We start from the raw sequence: 16,787 nt of genomic DNA, 5'->3' as shown, positions 1-16,787 counted from the left end.
GCTCACTCTCCCTGGTGCCGCGGTTCCTTTTTATTGTTTCCCTGCTACCTCACCGCCCTGTGTAGGAGCAGCCTTGTGCTGCGAAGAGGCCGGTGACATCAGCGCAAATTTACTGTGTTTTCACCGGCCTCTTCGCAGCACAAGGCTGCTCCTACACGGGGAGCGCATGAGCCGGGGTAGAATGGAACACCGTAAGCCTGGTGCTGCTTCCATGATCCAGTCCGACCTCGACCTGTTCGGCCCCCAGCCGCAACGCCTGGCGAGCCATACCGTGCTGCTGCCCGGCTTCGCCCTGGCCGAGCTCGAGGCCTTGTTAGACGCTTTGCGCCCGGTGCTGCGCGCCGCGCCGTTCCGGCACATGCAGACGCCCGGTGGCCTGCACATGGCTGTCGCACTGACCAATTGCGGGGCACTGGGCTGGGTCAGTGACGAGCAAGGCTACCGCTACACCCTGACCGACCCGCAGAGTGGCCAACCCTGGCCTGCGCTACCGCCGGTGCTGCTCGGCTTGGCAAACCGCGCTGCGGCCGTCGCCGGTTTCGACGACTTCGTACCCGACGCCTGCCTGGTCAACCACTACTTGCCAGGCACCCGTTTGAGCTTGCACCAGGACCGTAACGAGCAGGACTTCAGCCAGCCGATCGTGTCGATTTCACTGGGCTTGCCGGCAGTGTTCCTGCTGGGCGGGCTGCAGCGCTCGGACAAGACCCAGCGTGTGCCGTTGAGCCATGGCGATGTGCTGGTGTGGGGCGGTGAGGATCGCTTGCGCTTTCATGGTGTGCTGCCCATCAAGCCCGGCGTGCATCCGCGCATGGGCGAGCGGCGGATCAACCTGACCCTGCGCAAAGCGGGCTGATCAGGTAAAAACTTGAACATCCGGGCCTGAAAGGCTTCTAAAGAGGAGCCGCGTCAGCGTTCACAAGGAGCCATGCCCATGAAAATGCCCGGCCGCGCACCCAATACCTTTGTGCAGCTGGATTACGTACGCGATACGTTGTTCGGCCCGGTCGCCCAGAGCGTGGAATGCCAATGCCAACTCGCCGCCCTCAACCTGCAGGGCCGCCCTGCCCTTCGCTTGCACATCTGCCCGCCGCTGCCCGACAAGGTCGATCGCGCCCATAGCGTGGCGTTCGTCTGGGATGGCCGCACCTACCGCGGGGTGGTGCGTGACCAGGGCAAATGTGGCGATGGCGGGCTGAACCTCTTGCTGGAGCTGCAATAAGGTGATCAACGGCGATCAAATGCGCTGAACCTGCCCGCAACTGCGCGTCTCCATAGAAAAGAGCCCACGCCTTCTGGAGACCGTCATGAACAGTCCACTGCTCAAGCTCTTCACCCGCCCGTCCGATGCCTGGATGGAGATACGCCGCGCCGAAGAGGACCATCCGCAGCAATACCTGCCTCGGCTGCTAGCCCTGGCGCTGATCCCTGCCATTTGCCTGTTTGTCGGCACCACCACGTTCGGCTGGAGCCTGGCCGCCGAAGAACGCGTGCGCCTGAGCATTGGCAGCGCGGCGCAGTTGGCAGGCCTGCTGTACGCAGCCACAGTGGTCGGGGTCATGATCATGGGCGTGATGATTCGCTGGATGTCACGCGGCTTCGATGCGCAACCCAGCCTGCAGCAATGCATCGGCTTTGCCGCTTACTGCGCCACGCCGTGGTTTTTCGCGGGGGTGGTTGGGTTGCTGCCGATTCGCTGGCTGGCGCTGACTGCGCTATTGGCTGCTTCGGCTTATGCCAGCGTGCTGCTGTTTGGCGGGCTGCAGACATTTCTGCGGTTACGCAAGGAGCAGGCCATGCTGTTCGCCGCCTGTGTGTGGGGGGTTGGGCTATTGGTGCTGGTAACCATCCTGGTGTCGATGATCCTCTTTTGGTTCAACGGCCTGATGCCGGAATATGTGCGCCCGGCCAGCCTCGGCTGACCGGGACACAAGGTGCAGGCTCAGGCAATCGCCCTTATTGGCGTGGTCGGCTTGTCACGCAGCGCATGAAGCTGCGAAAGCAGGTTCACGACGTCGCGGCAACTGTTGAGGTCCTGCAGCGCAACGCCTGTCAGGGTAACGCCCGCTTCGAGGCGCTGCCCCTGGCCCAGGCGGATGGTCAGGTGGGCGCCATCCGCGCAACTGACCTCGCAGCGATCAGGCAGGCAGGCTTGCTCGATCATCTGCCGCATCTCTAGCATTGAAACGCCTATCAACGACATTGTACGACCCTCTCTGTACTGGATGGCCTGTTGTTTAGGTACGCCTTTGCCAGGCATGGTGCCAATTGATATTGCGCATGCTCAGGCGGCCGTCCATGCGCCGGAGCAATGATGGTGCGCGGGATCATCTAGCACCTTAGTGGAAGATCACAGGCCAGCCAGGACTGTTCGATCGGCTGCACAGAGTTGACGACGAGCGGTCTCAGCTGCCCTCGGCCTGCATCTGCCCGAACCGGCCGGCATGGAAGTCGTCGAACGACTCAGCGATTTCTGCCTGGCTGTTCATCACGAATGGGCCATAGCCAACGATCGGCTCATCGATCGGCTCACCGCTGAGCAGCAGCACACTGGCGCCTTCCAGCGCCTCGAGCACAACGTCCTCACCGCCACGCTCGAGCAATACCAGGCTGGCGGGCCCGGCTTCCCGTTCACCGTTGACCCGCACAGTCCCGCGCAGCACCACCAAGGCGGCGTTACGCCCCGCCGCTACGGGCAGTTGCAAGGTCGCTTGAGCATTCAGGCGCAAATCCCAGACATCCATCGCGGTGAAGGTCCGCGCAGGGCCTTGGTGGCCTTGGAATTCACCCGCGATCACCCGCAGGCTGCCACGCTGGTCATCCAGCGCCACCACCGGGATATCCGTGGCAAGCAACGTCTGGTAACCCGCCGCGGCGCGCTTGTCACGTGCGGGCAGGTTGACCCAAAGCTGGACCATTTCGAGTGTGCCACCCGTGCGGGCGAATGCCGGCGAATGGAATTCTTCATGGATAATGCCATTGGCCGCCGTCATCCATTGAACGTCGCCGGGGCCGATCAAGCCACCGGCCCCCGTGGAATCGCGGTGTTCGAGCTCGCCTTGGTAGACGATGGTCACCGTTTCGAAACCACGGTGCGGGTGCTGGCCGACGCCGCGTCGGTCACGTGTAGGGGTGAAGTCGTGCGGGCCGGCGTAGTCCAGCAGCAAGAACGGGCTGATCTGGCGGGCCAGGTCGTCGTAGGTGAACAGGCTGCGCACCGGGAAGCCATCGCCTACCCAGTGGGCGTGGGGGCTGCGGTGAATACCCAGAATCTTTTTCATGAGAAGTCTCCTCTCTTGGCTGGGATCACCTTACCAATGATGCCAATAAGCCGGTAGGCAGCTTAAATGGCATGCATCGTCTCACCTATGGAACGACAACGTCACGGTTGCAGGAAGGCCAACACCTGCTCGGCGGCCATGGCCGGGTCCTCCTGCATGAAGCAGTGCCCACCGGCGACCTGCCGCGCGCTCACGTTGGGGTTCAGCGCCGCCAGGCGTTTGACCGAATGTGGCACGAAGGGATAAGTCTGTTCGCCATACAGCACCCGCGTCGGTGTGTGGATCGCGGCCAGGTTTGCCCACATGCGCTTGGGGAACGAACTGAAAATTTCCACCTCACGGCTTGGCCGGCACTTGAGCACTACCGCCTCGCCACAATCGCCAATGGCATGCTCTACATAGGCCATCATTGCCGCATCGGTCCAGCCTTTGAAAATGCCGCGCCCCTGCAGCGAGGCCAGTGCCGCCTCACGATCAGGCCAATGGCTGCGGCGGTTGGCCGCCTTGCGCGCCAAGGCATGGCGCTGATGCAGGCCCACCAGCGCAGCAGCCCCCATCACACCGATCATACGGCGGCTGAACAGCACCGGGTCAAGCAATACGGCCCGCTCGAACAGCGTGGGTGCGCTGGCCAGGATCAGCCCCGTGAGCACGCCACCAAAGCTGTGCCCGAGGGCAAAGCGCGGCACCTCGCCATACTCGCCACGCCCGCTTTCGAACGCCTCCACCGCCAGTTCAGCGGTGCGGTTCCACCCGCGAAACACCCCGCCATGGTCGCTGTCACCATGGCCTTGCACATCACACAGCCACAGGTCGAAATGCTCGCCCAGGCGCACCAGCAACGGCTGGTACGCCAGGCAGCAGAAGCCGTTGCCGTGCAGAAAATGCAGCAAAGGCTTGCCACTGGCGGGTGTGCGCCACCCGCGCAAGGTGAAGCCTTCGGGGCATAGGTGTGACCAGGGGATCAACTGCATCGGCTTGCTGTACTCATCGGTCTATGAAAACGCCGATTCTACAAACAGCAGCGGGTAGAGTGAAATCACCAGCAGCAAGGCCATCAGGACATTGAACAGCATCAGCCAGCGCGGGTTCTGCAACAGGTTGCGCAAAGCGCTGCCAAACATGACCCAAACCCCGACGCTGGGCAGGTTGACCAGGGCGAACAGCGCGGCGATGACGACCACGTTCATCACGTAGCCCTGGGCCGGTGTATAGGTGGTGATGGCCCCCACCGCCATCACCCAGGCCTTGGGGTTGACCCACTGGAACGCGGCGGCGCCCCAGAACCCCAGCGGCTTGCGGGCCTTGGCCGAATCCGTGCCAATTGGCCCCGAGGTCGCGATTTTCCACGCCAGGTACAGCAAGTAGGCCGCGCCGGTGTAACGCAGCACGGTGTACAACGGCGGCCAAGCCTTGAACACCTCGCCCAGGCCCAAACCGACGGCCAGCACCATGACCATGAAGCCAAGGCTGATGCCCATGGCGTGCGGGATCGAGCGACGCACGCCGAAGTTCACACCCGAGGCCAGCAGCATGGTGTTGTTCGGCCCCGGGGTGATGGAGGATACGAAGGCAAACAGCACGAACGCTGTAAGCAGGTCGGCAGAGGCAAGCATGGCAGGCATTCCACAATCATTATTGGTGCTGTCACACTAACGGAGTCGCCCTGCCTTGCGACCGGTACAGTTTTGCTAAATTAAATAGATACAAATACTGTACCGATCTCATCCCGTTCAAGGAAGCCCGCCCCATGAGCCTCACTATCCGCCCCGCGGTGCGTACCGACGCCGCGCAGATTCTTGCCTTCATCACTGAGCTTGCCGACTACGAACGTGCGCGCCACGAGGTGATCGCCTCGGTTGCCGATATCGAACGCAGCCTGTTCGACGAGGGCAGTACAGTGCACAGCCTGATCTGCGAGCGGGATGGCCAGGCGATCGGTTTTGCCGTGTATTTCTACAGTTATTCGACGTGGCTGGGGCGTAACGGGATTTATCTGGAAGACCTGTACGTCACGCCCGAGCAACGCGGCGATGGTGCCGGACGCACATTGCTGCGGCACATTGCCCGCGAGGCCGTGGAGCACGGCTGCGGGCGCCTGGAATGGAGTGTGCTGGACTGGAACGAACCTGCGATCGGGTTCTACCAGTCGCTGGGGGCCGAAGCGCAGGCTGAGTGGGTTAAATATCGACTGGATGGCAAGAAGCTGTTGGCGTTTGCCCAGGGTTGACCCCAAATACCGCCGAAATCCCCCTTTAGGAGCAGCCTTGTGCTGCGAAGAGGCCGGTAAGGCTCATAGAAATAGTGTGGCAATACCGGCCTCTTCGCAGCACAAGGCTGCTCCTACCCGGGCAATGAAAGCAGGACGTTGTGTTTGGCTCAGTTCCGTCGCCACACCGCCCCGGCAATATCCACCCGCTTGGGCAGCACCTTGTTCTGGAAAAACAGCTCCGCCGTGCGCTGCTGCGCTGCCACGATCTCATCGCTCACCGGTATCACCGGCGACGCCGGCCGATGGCTGAAGCTGCGCCGCACCACCGCCTCCGGCAAGCCCATGAACTGTGCAAGCAACTGGATGCTCCCCGCTTCATCACTGCGCGTGAGCGCCTCGGCCTGGCTGATCGCATCCAGCAGTTGACCGACAAACGCCCCGTTGGCCTCGACGTACTCACGCGCCCCCAGCATGAAAGGCCCGATCAAGCCCAGCCCTTGGCCATCGGCCAACAGCCGTGCCTTGCCCTCCAGGTCAATGGCCGAATAGAACGGGTCCCAGATCGCCCAGGCGTCCACGCTGCCGCGCTCGAACGCCGCACGCGCATCGGCAGGCGCCAGGTAAACCGGCTGCACATCGCGGATGCTCAACCCGGCCTTGGCCAGGCTGCGCAGCAACAGGTTGTGCGCACTCGAGCCTTTCTGCAGGGCAACTCGCTTACCCTTGAGGTCGCCGACGCTGGCCACCGGGCTGTCTTTCGGTACCAGAATCACCTCAGCCTGCGGCTTGGGCGGTTCAGCGCCGATGTACAGCAGGTCGGCGCCGGCCGCCTGGGCGAAGATCGGCGGAATATCACCGGTCGAACCGATGTCGAGGCTGCCAATGTTCAAGGCTTCTAGCATTTGCGGGCCGGCCGGAAACTCGATCCACTCAACCTGGGTATGGGCAAAGCGTTGCTCCAGAAGGCGATGCTGCTTGGCCAGGACCAGGCTGATCGAGCCCTTCTGATAGCCAATGCGCAACGTCGCAGGGTCTGCCGCCTGGGCAGCAGCGGCCAAGCTCAGCAGTAACAGGACGGCAAGGCGTAGCACACGCATGGGTCACTCCTTCCAGTCGGTAGAGGGTTTTTCCCAGAGGTTGATTCCGCCTTCCACGGCGTACTGGTCGATGGCCGCCAACTCCTCGGGGCTGAACGTCAGGTTATCGAGTGCGGCCACGTTTTCGATGATTTGCTCCGGCCGGCTTGCACCAATCAGTGCCGAACTCACGCGCGGGTCGCGCAAGGTCCAGGCCAGGGCCAGTTGCGCCAAGCTCTGGCCTCGCCCCCGGGCGATTTCATTGAGGGCGCGGGCACGGGCAATGTTGTCTGGCGACAGGTGCTGGGGCAGCAACGAGCCACCGCCGGCGCGGTTGACGCGGGCATCGGCGGGAATGCCGTTCAAGTACTTGTCGCTGAGCAGGCCTTGGGCCAGCGCCGTGAACACGATCACCCCGGCCCCGAGCGCATCAGTGGTGGCCAGCAGGTCACGCTCGATCCAGCGGTTGAACAGGTTGTACGAAGGCTGGTGGATCAGCAGCGGCACCTTCAGTTCGGTCAGCAGCGCCGCGATCTCGGCCGTTTTGCCCGCCGAATAGGATGAAATGCCGACATACAGCGCCTTGCCCTGACGCACGATGTCGGCCAGGGCAATGGCGGTTTCTTCCAGCGGCGTATCGGCATCGAAACGGTGCGAATAGAAGATGTCGACGTAGTCCAGGCCCAGGCGCTGCAGGCTCTGGTCGAGGCTGCTGATCAGGTATTTGCGCGAACTGCCGCCCTGCCCGTATGGCCCTGGCCACATGTCCCAGCCCGCCTTGCTAGAGATGATCAGTTCGTCGCGGTAGCTGCGCAGGTCTTCACGCAGCAGCCGGCCGAAGTTGGTCTCGGCGCTGCCGTAGGGCGGGCCATAGTTGTTGGCCAGGTCGAAGTGGTTGATGCCCGCATCGAATGCGGTGCGCAGCAACGCGCGTTGGGTATCGATAGGCGTCGCATCACCAAAGTTGTGCCACAGGCCCAGGGACAGGGCCGGCAATACCAGGCCACTGCGGCCGACACGGCGATAAGGCATGCGCGCGTAGCGCTCGGGGTGGGCGGCGTAGCTCATGGTTGACCTCGTTCGGTAAAGAAGGGATTGGCAGGGCGCTGCAGCCCCAGGTGTTCACGCAGGGTGCGGCCTTGGTACTGACGGCGGAACAGCCCGCGGCGCTGCAACTCGGGCACGACCAGGTTGGCGAAATCCTCCAGCCCCAGGGGCAGGTGCGGCACCAGCACATTGAAGCCATCGGCGGCACGGCCCTCGAACCAGGCCTGCAGTTCATCGGCGATGTGGGCCGGGGTGCCGATCAGGCTGTAGTGCCCTCGCCCGCCGGCGATGCGCCGGCCAAGCTGGGCGAGTGTCAGTTGCTCGTTGCCGGCAAGTTCGGTGAGCAGTTGCTGGCGGCTGCGCTGGCCATCTTCGGTGGGCGGCAGTTCGGGCAGCGGGCCGTCGAGCGGGTAACCGGAAAGGTCGAAATTGCCGAGCATGCGCCCGAGCAAACCAACCCCGACGCGCGGGTCGACCAGTTCCTGAAACTGCTGGTACTTCTCTTCAGCTTCAGCCTGGCTATGCCCAACCACCACAAACACGCCAGGCATGATCTTCAGCGAATCCTCGCCCCGCCCGTAAGCGGCCAGCCGGCCCTTGAGGTCGGCGTAGAACGCCTGGGCGCGGGCCAGGCTCGGTTGCGCGGTAAACACCACCTCGGCACTCTGCGCAGCCAACTCGCGGCCAGTTTCCGAGGAGCCCGCCTGAACCAGCACCGGCCGCCCCTGGGGCGAGCGGGCGACGTTCAGCGGGCCTTTCACGCGAAAGTGCTCGCCTGCGTGATCCAGGGCACGCACCCCATCAGGACGGTGGAACAGCCCACCGGCCTTGTCGTGCACGAAGGCGTCGTCAGCCCAGCTGTCCCACAGGCCCTGTACCACCTGCTGAAACTCCCGGGCTCTGGCGTAACGCTCGGCATGCGGGATATGCGCCTGGCGGCCGAAGTTGCCCGCTTCGGCGGCCGCGTCCGAGGTGACCAGGTTCCAGCCAGCGCGGCCGCCGGACAGGTGATCGAGCGAGGCGAACTTGCGTGCTACGTGGTACGGCTCGTTGTAGCTGGTGGTGGCGGTGGCGATCAGGCCGATGCGCTCGGTAACGGCACTTAACGCCGACAACAGGGTAAGCGGTTCGAAGTAGGTGGAGCGTGCACTGTGGCTAGCCAGGGCGTCGGTGGGCGCAGCGACGCTGTCGGCCACGAACAACGCGTCGAAACAGGCCGCTTCGGCGATCTGCGCGGCGCGGCGGTAGCTGCTGAAGTCCATGGGGTCGGCCGGTACGTCCGGGTGGCGCCAGGCGGCCACGTGGTGCCCGGTGGCCATGAGGAAGGCGCCCAGGCTCAGTTGACGGCTCATGTCGATCTCCTTGATGGGGTTTGCATAGCCCTGTGATAGGACATTGGAGACTGTGGGAGCGGGCTTGCCCCGCGAATGGTCCCCCGCGGTGCATGGCACCGGCTTTGCCGGTGTTCGCGGGGCAAGCCCGCTCCCACACGGCCCTGCGAAATCAATAAGTTTTGCTTTAGCTCTAGAGGGCGATTACTCAAAAATCCTTGCGCAACTGCACGCCGAAGTAGCGCCCGTCGTCGCGTGGTACCGAGCGGTAGATGTAATCGCCACCGCTGGCCAGCATCTGCGCATACGACTTGTCACCCAGGTTTTTGCCCAGCAGTGCCACACGCCAGCCGTCGTTGTAGTCGGCCAGGGCAATGCTGGCGTTCCAGATGCCGTAGGCGCCCTGCACGGTGTCTGGGTTCTGGTCCAGGCTGAACTGCACCGAATCCTGCCAGCTGTAGTCGCTGGAAAGCTCGACATCCAGGCCGTTGTCCAGCGGGATCACGTAGTCGGCACGTACGTAGGTCTTCCAGTCCGGGGTAAACGGCAGGTGGCCACCGTCGATGTTGCAGTTGGCCGCGGCCCCTGCCGGGCAGTTGAAGTGGTCGACACGGGCCTTGGTGTAGGCCACGGCAGTACTCAACTTCAGCTGCGACGTCGCCTGGAAACTGGCATCCAGTTCCACGCCCTGGGTCTTGACCTTGCCGGCGTTGACCAAGCGCGTTACCACCTGATTGGCCACCGTGTCGAAGAAGTTGGCCTGGTAGTCGTCGTAGTCGGTGTGGAACACCGCCAGGTTGGCGGTCAGCCGGTTGTCCAGCGCCGTGCTCTTCAGGCCGACTTCATATGCGTCGGAGGTTTCAGGCTTGAGGGCGCCGGTGTCGCGCGGCTGCATGTTGAAGAACACGTTGTAGGCCGGGCCTTTGTAGCCACGCGAATAGGTGACGTAGCCGGTGAGGTTGTCGTTGAAGTCGTATTGCAGGCCGGTGCGCCCGCTCCAACCGTCCTCGTCCACCGAGCCGGAACTGGCGGTCGAAGGCTGGATGCCGGTGACCGCGGTGGCCGAGCTGGAGACCCGGCGGTGGTCGTACTCCAGGTCGTCGTGGGTCCAGCGCAGGCCGAAGATGGCGCGCAAGTCGTCGGTGAAGTTGAAGGTGTTCTCACCGAACAGCGCGACGCTGTCGTTGGTCGTTGAGTAATCTGCCCGCCCCGTGTTGGCCACGCCGCCGTTGACCGACAGGCGCTGGTAGGTTTCGTTGGACGTGCCGTGCATGTAGAAGGCGCCGAGCACGTACTCGTTGAACTGCCCTTTGGGCGAGGTCAGGCGAAACTCCTGGCTGTATTGGTCGTAGTCCACCGTGCCCTTGTCATGGGACGCGGTCACGGGGAGCAACGCACGGCGGTCGCCGTCCTGGTACTGGGTGTTGTCCCAGCCACGCCAGGCGCTGATCGAGGTCAGGGTGTAGTCACCCAGCTGCCAATCAAGCTGGGCCGACAAGCCTTGGTTCTCGTCTTCGACGTGGGTCTTGAAGTCACTGTTGATATCGCGGTTGTGCGCGCTAGGGGTGACCGGGCGCAGTTGGTTGGCAAATGCTGTGCTGGCGCTTGTGATCACACCGCTGGGGAGTGTGTCTTCACCTTTCATGTAGTCAGCGATCAAGGTCAGGCGCAGGTCTTCGTTGGGTTCGAATTCCAGCTTGCCGCGGGCACCTTTGCGCTGGTAACCATTGACGTCGTGGCCATTGGCAACGTTTTCGACATTGCCGTCGTAATCGCCCCACAAGGTGCTCAGCGAGCCCTTGAACTGTTCGCTGAGACGCCCGCCAATGCCGAAGCGCAGGCGGTTTTCATCGCCACCGCCAAAGTGCGAGTAATCCACGTAGCCGCGGGTTTGCTCGGGGATGGCCTTGCTGACCACGTTCAGCACGCCGGCCGACGCGTTCTTGCCGAACAGCGTGCCCTGCGGGCCACGCAGCACTTCGATGCGCTCCAGGTCGAGCAGGTCGAGGGTAGATTGGCCCGGCCGCCCGAACACCACGCCATCGACCACGGTGGCCACGGTGGGCTCGACGCCTGGGGAGGTCGAAATGGTGCCGACGCCCCGGATGAACAGCGAGGTGTCCTTGTTCGAGGCGCCTGCCCGGTAGTTGAGTGTCGGCACCTGCTGGACGATGCTGGCCACGTTGTTGCGGTTGTCACGCTCGAGCTGCTCGCCATCGATCACCGAAACCGCCACCGGGACTTCTTGCAGGCTGGCTTCACGGCGAGTGGCCGTGACCGTCACCGCGCCGAGGGCCGTCGCTTGCGGCGCACTCTCGGCAGGTTCGGCGGCTTGGGCGCCCTGGCCGAACGCGGCCAACAAAATGGCCGCTGCCAGCGGCCGGCGTTGTGTAGTAGGAAACGGAGTTGTCTGCATGCTGCTCACTGCCTTATGGGACCAGACCAGGCCCACGTTCACGGGCCGACACGGAGGGTGCTGTGGTTGTCTGGTCTCGCTCGTGCGAGTGGCAGGCGCTTGCCAACAGCAGCGCTTGTTAGCGCTAACATGAGCAAGTATCAGAGGGCGCTGCTTAGCACGTCAAATACTTAAAAGTCAGATTGATATGCAATAAAGCTATTTGCCAGGCGCCATTGCGTTAGCGCTACCATCGCGCCATTTCCCGATGAGGCGACCCTGTGAGCCAAGCCAAGGATTCCCCCCGAAAGCGCCGTGGTGCAGGCCGCGCCACCCTGGCCGACGTGGCGCGCGCGGCAGACGTATCGGCGATCAGCGTGTCGCGTTACTTCAACCAGCCTGAGCAGGTTTCACCGCCTCTGCGTGAGCGCATAGAGGCCGCTGTGCAGGCGCTGGGCTACGTTCCCAACCTGGTCGCCGGGGGCCTCGCCTCGGCGCGCGGGCGAATTGTCGGCATGGTGATCCCAAACATCTCGGGGCCGATCTTTGCCCAGACCATTCAGGCCTTCAGCGACACCCTCAGCCGCCATGGCTATCAGTTGCTGCTGGCGTCCAGCTACTTCAGCGAAGAACAGGAAGAGAGTGCGGTGCGTGCGTTCCTCGGCTGGTCGCCGGCGGCGTTGGTGGTCACCAGCCATTTCCACAGCACGGCGACTGAAAAGATGCTGGCCGAAGCTGACGTGCCCGTGGTCGAGATCTGGGATTACCGCCCCGAGCGGGCGCCGTTGCAGGTCGGTTTTCTGCATCACCAGGTCGGCGTGCAGGCGTGCCGCTACTTGCTGGAAAAAGGGCATCGACGCATCGCCTTCGTGCAGAACAGCGCAGCCGGCGACTTGAGCGCGTTAGAGCGGCGTGACGGGTACATCGAGGCCTTGGCCGAGGCCGGTCTTGAACCCTGGGTGTTTGTGCCCTCCGCCGATTGCGCGCCGTTCGAGGCAGGCAAACAGGCAATGGAGGCGCTGATCCGCCGCACGCCACGCCCCGAGGCGATCATCTTTGCCAATGACAACCTGGCTGCCGGCGCGGTGCTGGCCGGCCAACGTGCGGGGCTGCGACTACCGGATGACATGGCGATCGTCGGCTTTGGCGACTACCCCTTCGCCGACATGCTGCTGCCCAGCCTGACTACGTTGCGGCCGCCCTCGCGGGAGATTGGCGAGGTGGCGGCCTTGCGCGTCCTGCAACACCTGGGCGCCATCGCGCATGAGGGTGAAGTGCAACGGTTGAACCTGCTCGCCTGCGAACTGGTAGCCCGCGAAAGCGCCTGACGGCAAGGCACTGATGCATCGGGCGCTGTGACAATCCGCACAATGAGGATTATTCTTCCAAGGTATGTCCCACAGCCCCAATATGTGAGCGCCGAATATGAAAATCGATGACATGGACGCCTTCGTGGCGGTCATCCGTTGCCAGTCGACCAACCTCGCCGCCGAGGCCCTGCAACTGACCCAGCCGGCCATCACCCGTCGCGTGCAGAACTTCGAGGAAGACCTCGGCGCCACCCTGCTCGACCGCAACACCAAACCGCTGAAGCCAACGCCAATGGGCCTGCGCGTGTATGAGCAGTGCAAGGCGATCCTGCGGGAGATCGACTCACTGCGTGAATTGGTCGCCAATGACGGCGCCCCGTCAGGCACGTTGCGCCTGGGCGTGCCGCAAACCCTGGGGGACGTGGTGCTGCTCGACGCCCTGGCGCAGATTCGCGACACCTACCCGGTGTTGCGCACCCAGGTCACCAGCGGCTGGGGCAGCAGCTTGATCGCCCGTATGGAAAACGGCGAGCTCGACGCCGCTGCCGCGCTGTTCCCACCTGGCAAAATCTTCCCTGAGGGCATCACCAGCCGCTCCATTGCGCGTATGCCACTGCGCGTGGTGGCCGCCAAGGGCAGCGCCAGCAAGCGCAGTTACAAGCTCAAGGATTGTTACACCCGCGGCTGGGTGCTCAACCCCGACGGCTGCGGTTTTCGTGCGGGGCTGCAGCGGGCCTTGAGCGAACAAGGGCTAAGCCTGTCGATCAACCTGGAAACCTTTGGCACCGACCTGCAACTGGGCCTGGTCGCCAACGGGCAAGGGCTGGGTTTGGTGCCCGAGCCGCTGCTGCAGAGCAGCCGCCATCGGGATGCACTGGATGTGGTCAACGTGACGGATTTCAAGCCGCAGGTGGACTTGTGGCTGTTCCATCCACGGTACCTGGGCAACCTGCAGGAGCCGGTGGAGCTGTTTGGTGAGATTGCCGGGAACAGGCTGTAGGCCGCGCCCACAGCAGGAGACCACACATAATAAAATATTTGCATAGTAGAGATTATTTAAATTCTACAAACAAATAATTAGCATAGAACTAAAAAGACTTTTACAGCGCTCATCCAGACGAATACGGTCTTAGAAACCCACCGTGTTCCAGGGATGAATACTCCATGAGTCACCCCCCATCCACCGCTGCTCTTGCCGAGCTGACCCAGGCCCTTGCTGCCAACGCCGAGCGCTATGACCGCAGCGGTCAGTTCCCCGCCGACAACTTCAGCTTGCTTCACCGCCACGGCCTGCTCAGCCTGACCGTGCCCCGCGCCCTGGGTGGCGGCGGGGCCGACCTGGCCACTGCGCGCCAGGTGGTTGCCGCCGTTGGCAAGGGCGACCCCTCCACGGCGCTGATCCTGGTCATGCAGTACCTGCAGCACTTTCGCCTGCAGGACGAAGCCCGCTGGCCCGAGCACTTGCGCTTGCAGGTCGCCCGTGACGCGGTGGCCAACGGTGCGCTGATCAATGCTTTTCGTGTCGAACCCGAACTGGGCACGCCGGCCCGTGGCGGCCTGCCGGCCACCGTCGCGCGGCGCACCGCTGAAGGCTGGCGGCTGTCTGGGCGCAAAATCTACTCCACCGGCAGCTACGGCCTGACCTGGTACCTGGTGTGGGCGCGCAGCGACGATAAAGACCCGCTGGTCGGTGGTTTTCTGGTGCACAAGGACACGCCCGGCATCAGCATCGTCGAAGACTGGGACCACCTGGGCATGCGCGCCACCTGCAGCCACGAGGTGCGCTTTGACGACGTGCTGATCCCGCTGGACCACGCCGTCAGTGTCAGCCCTGCCAGCGCGCCGCAGCCCGAACTCGAGGGCACCGGCCTGCTGTGGATGTCGGTGCTGCTGCCGGCACTTTACGACGGCGTCGCCCAGGCCGCGCGTGACTGGCTGCTGCAGTTTCTCAACGACCGCGCCCCCTCCAACCTGGGTGCGTCGCTGGCGAGCCTGCCGCGCTTCCAGGAGGTAGTCGGGCGCATCGATACCCTGCTGTTCGCCAACCGCAGCCTGCTGGACTCGGCCGTCGCCGGGCACATTGACCCGCGCCATGCCGGGCAGATCAAACACCTGGTCAGTCGCAACGCCATCCAGGCGGTCGAGCTGGCCATCGAGGCTGCCGGCAACCCTGGCCTGTCCCGCCGCAACCCGCTGGAGCGGCACTACCGTGACGTGCTGTGCAGCCGCATCCACACGCCCCAGGACGATGTGGTGCTGGCCCAGGTTGGGCGCAGCGCACTGGCGGAGGTGGCAGCATGAGCCACTCGATCATTGCCAGCCAGCTTGACCCTCAGGCCAACCACTACCTGCGCGAACACCTGCCCGACCACGAAGTCATCGACCTCGCCCCCGGCCAGTTGCACGTGGATGTGCCTGCCGATGTGTTCATCGTGCGCCCGATCAATATTCGCGGTAACCGCGTAGATACCCCGCCGCCAGGCTGGCCCTGGTCGCTGCGCTGGGTGCAGGTGGTGTCGTCGGGCATCGACTTCTACCCCGACTGGGTATTCCAGGGGCCGCCGGTGACCAGCGGCAAGGGCGCCAACGCCGAGCAGGTCGCAGAGTTTGCCCTGGCCCTGGTGTTTGCCGCCGCCAAGCAACTGCCGGGGCTGTGGGTGAAGGACGCCGACTGGCGCCTGACGCCCTTGGCGCCGTTGCGCGGCCGCACGTTGGGCATCTTCGGCTTCGGCAGCATTGGCCAGAGCCTGGCGCGCAAGGCCACCGCGCTCGGCATGCGCGTGCTGGCACTGAACCGCCCTGGGCAGCCGATTGCCGAAGTGCCCGGTGTCGAGCGCGTCGAGCGCCTGCAGCACCTGTTCGCAGGCAGCGATCACCTGGTCATCGCCGCACCGCTGACCCCAGCCACACGTGGCCTGATCGACCGCCAGGTGCTGGCCCAGGCCAAGCCCGGCCTGCACCTGATCAACATCGCCCGCGGCGCCCTACTGGACCAACAGGCCTTGCTCGAAGCACTCGACAGCGGGCTGATCGGCCGCGCCAGCCTCGATGTCACCGACCCGGAACCGTTGCCGGCGGGCCACCCGCTGTACCACCACCCCCGCGTATTCCTGTCGCCGCACACGTCGGCGATTTCCGAGGACGGCTACCCCGCGCTGCTCGACGCCTTCCTCGACAACTTCGCCCGCTATCGCGAGCAGGCGCCGCTGCGCAACCTGGTCGATATCCAGCGTGGCTACTGACCTTCTCTTCTGGAGCACACCATGAGTTCATTGTCTGTCGTATCCCCACAAGCAAACACCGTTCGCCAGCGGGTCAGTGCCGAGGAATGGGAGGTGCGGGTAAAACTGGCGGCCGCCTATCGCCTGGCGGCATTGTTCCGCTGGACCGACCACATCTACACGCACTTTTCGGCGCGGGTGCCCGGGCCAGACGAGCACTTCCTGATCAACGCCTTTGGCTTGCTGTTCGATGAAATTACCGCCTCCAACCTGGTCAAGGTAGATGTCGACGGCACGATCATCGACGACCCACTTGGTCTAGGCATCAACCAGGCCGGTTACGTCATCCACAGCGCCATTCACCGCGCGCGGCACGACCTCAAGGCGGTGCTGCACACCCACACCCGCGACGGCGCCGCCGTGTCCGCCCAGCGGGATGGCCTGCTACCGATCTCCCAGCATGCGCTGGCCTACTACAGCCGGGTGGTTTACCACGACTACGAAGGCGTCGCCCTGGACCTGGACGAGCAACAGCGCCTGGTTGCCAACCTGGGTGACAGCAACATCCTGATCCTGCGCAACCACGGCCTGCTGACCGGCGGGGTCAGTGTCGAGCATGCGTTCCGCGAGCTGCATGGGCTGGAGCGGGCGTGCAACATCCAGGTGGCAGCGCAGGCCGGCGGCAATGACCAACTGCTGCATGCGGCACCGGCGGCGATTGCCAAGGTGCACGAGCAGTCCAAACGGTTTTCCGACGGGCTTGGCGAAGGGATTCAGCGCCATTGGGATGCGCTGATCCGCCAATTGGACCGTGAGGGGCGTGACTACCAGGACTGACTGGCAGACCGCTGCTGCTTGGGCTGGCCTCTTCGCGGGCAAGCCCGCTCCCACATCCATCAGGTACACCGCGGTAC

17 protein-coding genes are annotated in these 16,787 nt (G+C 63.9%); 9 read left to right on the top strand and 8 right to left on the bottom strand.

The window, feature by feature from the left end:
* Positions 1-211 precede the first annotated feature (211 nt).
* The 3 genes from alkB (at position 212) to HU750_RS07875 (ending at position 1,922) form a co-directional block, all read left to right on the top strand.
* A complete protein-coding gene (gene alkB, locus HU750_RS07885; protein ID WP_186678287.1) occupies positions 212-856 on the top strand; it encodes a DNA oxidative demethylase AlkB in 645 nt (214 codons plus the stop codon).
* A gap of 78 nt (positions 857-934) precedes the next feature.
* Positions 935-1,222 (top strand): hypothetical protein, encoded by a 288-nt coding sequence (locus HU750_RS07880; protein WP_027593365.1) that lies wholly within the window; start codon positions 935-937, stop codon positions 1,220-1,222.
* An 85-nt stretch (positions 1,223-1,307) separates the two neighbouring features.
* On the top strand, positions 1,308-1,922 hold the full coding sequence (locus HU750_RS07875) for a Yip1 family protein (RefSeq protein WP_027593366.1): 615 nt from the start codon (positions 1,308-1,310) through the stop codon (positions 1,920-1,922).
* Between the two features lie 20 nt (positions 1,923-1,942).
* On the opposite strand, the gene HU750_RS07870 is transcribed toward HU750_RS07875, so the two are convergent.
* The 4 genes from HU750_RS07870 to HU750_RS07855 form a co-directional block, all read right to left on the bottom strand.
* Complete coding sequence (locus HU750_RS07870) at positions 1,943-2,203, bottom strand: DUF1652 domain-containing protein (protein ID WP_186678283.1); 261 nt, start codon at positions 2,201-2,203, stop codon at positions 1,943-1,945.
* A gap of 202 nt (positions 2,204-2,405) precedes the next feature.
* Entirely contained in the window at positions 2,406-3,281 is an 876-nt protein-coding gene (locus HU750_RS07865) for a pirin family protein (RefSeq protein WP_099454251.1), read from the bottom strand.
* A 101-nt stretch (positions 3,282-3,382) separates the two neighbouring features.
* A complete protein-coding gene (locus HU750_RS07860) occupies positions 3,383-4,255 on the bottom strand; it encodes an alpha/beta fold hydrolase (RefSeq protein WP_186678280.1) in 873 nt (290 codons plus the stop codon).
* A 21-nt stretch (positions 4,256-4,276) separates the two neighbouring features.
* Entirely contained in the window at positions 4,277-4,906 is a 630-nt protein-coding gene (locus HU750_RS07855; protein WP_172960357.1) for a LysE family translocator, read from the bottom strand.
* 125 nt (positions 4,907-5,031) lie between these two features.
* On the opposite strand from HU750_RS07855, the gene HU750_RS07850 reads away from it, so the two are divergent.
* Positions 5,032-5,511: a GNAT family N-acetyltransferase gene (locus HU750_RS07850; protein WP_186678277.1), complete on the top strand. Its 480-nt coding sequence runs from the start codon at positions 5,032-5,034 to the stop codon at positions 5,509-5,511.
* A gap of 149 nt (positions 5,512-5,660) precedes the next feature.
* Here HU750_RS07850 and HU750_RS07845 read toward each other — a convergent pair whose 3' ends face one another.
* The 4 genes from HU750_RS07845 to HU750_RS07830 all read right to left on the bottom strand — a co-directional run bounded on the left by HU750_RS07845 (position 5,661) and on the right by HU750_RS07830 (position 11,363).
* Entirely contained in the window at positions 5,661-6,590 is a 930-nt protein-coding gene (locus HU750_RS07845; RefSeq protein ID WP_186678274.1) for an aliphatic sulfonate ABC transporter substrate-binding protein, read from the bottom strand.
* A gap of 3 nt (positions 6,591-6,593) precedes the next feature.
* On the bottom strand, positions 6,594-7,637 hold the full coding sequence (gene mgrA, locus HU750_RS07840; RefSeq protein WP_099454255.1) for an L-glyceraldehyde 3-phosphate reductase: 1,044 nt from the start codon (positions 7,635-7,637) through the stop codon (positions 6,594-6,596).
* Positions 7,634-8,968: an LLM class flavin-dependent oxidoreductase gene (locus tag HU750_RS07835; RefSeq protein ID WP_186678271.1), complete on the bottom strand. Its 1,335-nt coding sequence runs from the start codon at positions 8,966-8,968 to the stop codon at positions 7,634-7,636. The genes mgrA and HU750_RS07835 overlap by 4 nt, the downstream gene beginning before the upstream one ends.
* Positions 8,969-9,155: 187 nt before the next feature.
* Positions 9,156-11,363: a TonB-dependent receptor gene (locus tag HU750_RS07830; RefSeq protein WP_186678268.1), complete on the bottom strand. Its 2,208-nt coding sequence runs from the start codon at positions 11,361-11,363 to the stop codon at positions 9,156-9,158.
* Positions 11,364-11,623: 260 nt separating this feature from the next.
* On the opposite strand from HU750_RS07830, the gene HU750_RS07825 reads away from it, so the two are divergent.
* The 5 genes from HU750_RS07825 to HU750_RS07805 all read left to right on the top strand — a co-directional run bounded on the left by HU750_RS07825 (position 11,624) and on the right by HU750_RS07805 (position 16,710).
* Positions 11,624-12,670: a substrate-binding domain-containing protein gene (locus HU750_RS07825; protein WP_186678265.1), complete on the top strand. Its 1,047-nt coding sequence runs from the start codon at positions 11,624-11,626 to the stop codon at positions 12,668-12,670.
* Positions 12,671-12,767: 97 nt separating this feature from the next.
* On the top strand, positions 12,768-13,652 hold the full coding sequence (locus HU750_RS07820; protein WP_186678261.1) for a LysR family transcriptional regulator: 885 nt from the start codon (positions 12,768-12,770) through the stop codon (positions 13,650-13,652).
* 164 nt (positions 13,653-13,816) lie between these two features.
* Entirely contained in the window at positions 13,817-14,953 is a 1,137-nt protein-coding gene (locus tag HU750_RS07815) for an acyl-CoA dehydrogenase family protein (RefSeq protein ID WP_186678258.1), read from the top strand.
* Positions 14,950-15,894 carry a D-isomer specific 2-hydroxyacid dehydrogenase family protein gene (locus HU750_RS07810; protein WP_085272921.1) on the top strand — a complete coding sequence of 315 codons (945 nt, stop codon included), beginning with the start codon at positions 14,950-14,952 and terminating at the stop codon, positions 15,892-15,894. The genes HU750_RS07815 and HU750_RS07810 overlap by 4 nt, the downstream gene beginning before the upstream one ends.
* 21 nt (positions 15,895-15,915) lie before the next feature.
* Positions 15,916-16,710, top strand: a complete 795-nt coding sequence (locus tag HU750_RS07805) for a class II aldolase/adducin family protein (RefSeq protein ID WP_186678255.1) — start codon at positions 15,916-15,918, stop codon at positions 16,708-16,710.
* Positions 16,711-16,787: the final 77 nt, after the last annotated feature.

It is taken from the genome of Pseudomonas sp. SWRI50 (assembly GCF_014269095.1).
Classification (GTDB): Bacteria; Pseudomonadota; Gammaproteobacteria; order Pseudomonadales; family Pseudomonadaceae; genus Aquipseudomonas; species Aquipseudomonas kermanshahensis.
Note: the sequence above shows the minus strand (reverse complement) of the source record. Positions and strands in the feature narration are given on the sequence as shown.

Bases quoted from the DNA above. Each gene is read 5' to 3' on its own strand.
- HU750_RS07860 (WP_186678280.1), bottom strand. From the start codon at position 4,255: ATGCAGTTGATCCCCTGGTCACACCTATGCCCCGAAGGCTTCACCTTG.
- HU750_RS07850 (WP_186678277.1), top strand. From the start codon at position 5,032: ATGAGCCTCACTATCCGCCCCGCGGTGCGTACCGACGCCGCGCAGATT.
- HU750_RS07820 (WP_186678261.1), top strand. From the start codon at position 12,768: ATGAAAATCGATGACATGGACGCCTTCGTGGCGGTCATCCGTTGCCAG.
- HU750_RS07880 (WP_027593365.1), top strand. From the start codon at position 935: ATGAAAATGCCCGGCCGCGCACCCAATACCTTTGTGCAGCTGGATTAC.
- HU750_RS07830 (WP_186678268.1), bottom strand. From the start codon at position 11,363: ATGCAGACAACTCCGTTTCCTACTACACAACGCCGGCCGCTGGCAGCG.
- HU750_RS07810 (WP_085272921.1), top strand. From the start codon at position 14,950: ATGAGCCACTCGATCATTGCCAGCCAGCTTGACCCTCAGGCCAACCAC.
- HU750_RS07875 (WP_027593366.1), top strand. From the start codon at position 1,308: ATGAACAGTCCACTGCTCAAGCTCTTCACCCGCCCGTCCGATGCCTGG.
- HU750_RS07870 (WP_186678283.1), bottom strand. From the start codon at position 2,203: ATGTCGTTGATAGGCGTTTCAATGCTAGAGATGCGGCAGATGATCGAG.
- HU750_RS07835 (WP_186678271.1), bottom strand. From the start codon at position 8,968: ATGAGCCGTCAACTGAGCCTGGGCGCCTTCCTCATGGCCACCGGGCAC.
- alkB (WP_186678287.1), top strand. From the start codon at position 212: ATGATCCAGTCCGACCTCGACCTGTTCGGCCCCCAGCCGCAACGCCTG.
- HU750_RS07815 (WP_186678258.1), top strand. From the start codon at position 13,817: ATGAGTCACCCCCCATCCACCGCTGCTCTTGCCGAGCTGACCCAGGCC.
- HU750_RS07845 (WP_186678274.1), bottom strand. From the start codon at position 6,590: ATGCGTGTGCTACGCCTTGCCGTCCTGTTACTGCTGAGCTTGGCCGCT.
- HU750_RS07855 (WP_172960357.1), bottom strand. From the start codon at position 4,906: ATGCCTGCCATGCTTGCCTCTGCCGACCTGCTTACAGCGTTCGTGCTG.
- HU750_RS07865 (WP_099454251.1), bottom strand. From the start codon at position 3,281: ATGAAAAAGATTCTGGGTATTCACCGCAGCCCCCACGCCCACTGGGTA.
- mgrA (WP_099454255.1), bottom strand. From the start codon at position 7,637: ATGAGCTACGCCGCCCACCCCGAGCGCTACGCGCGCATGCCTTATCGC.
- HU750_RS07805 (WP_186678255.1), top strand. From the start codon at position 15,916: ATGAGTTCATTGTCTGTCGTATCCCCACAAGCAAACACCGTTCGCCAG.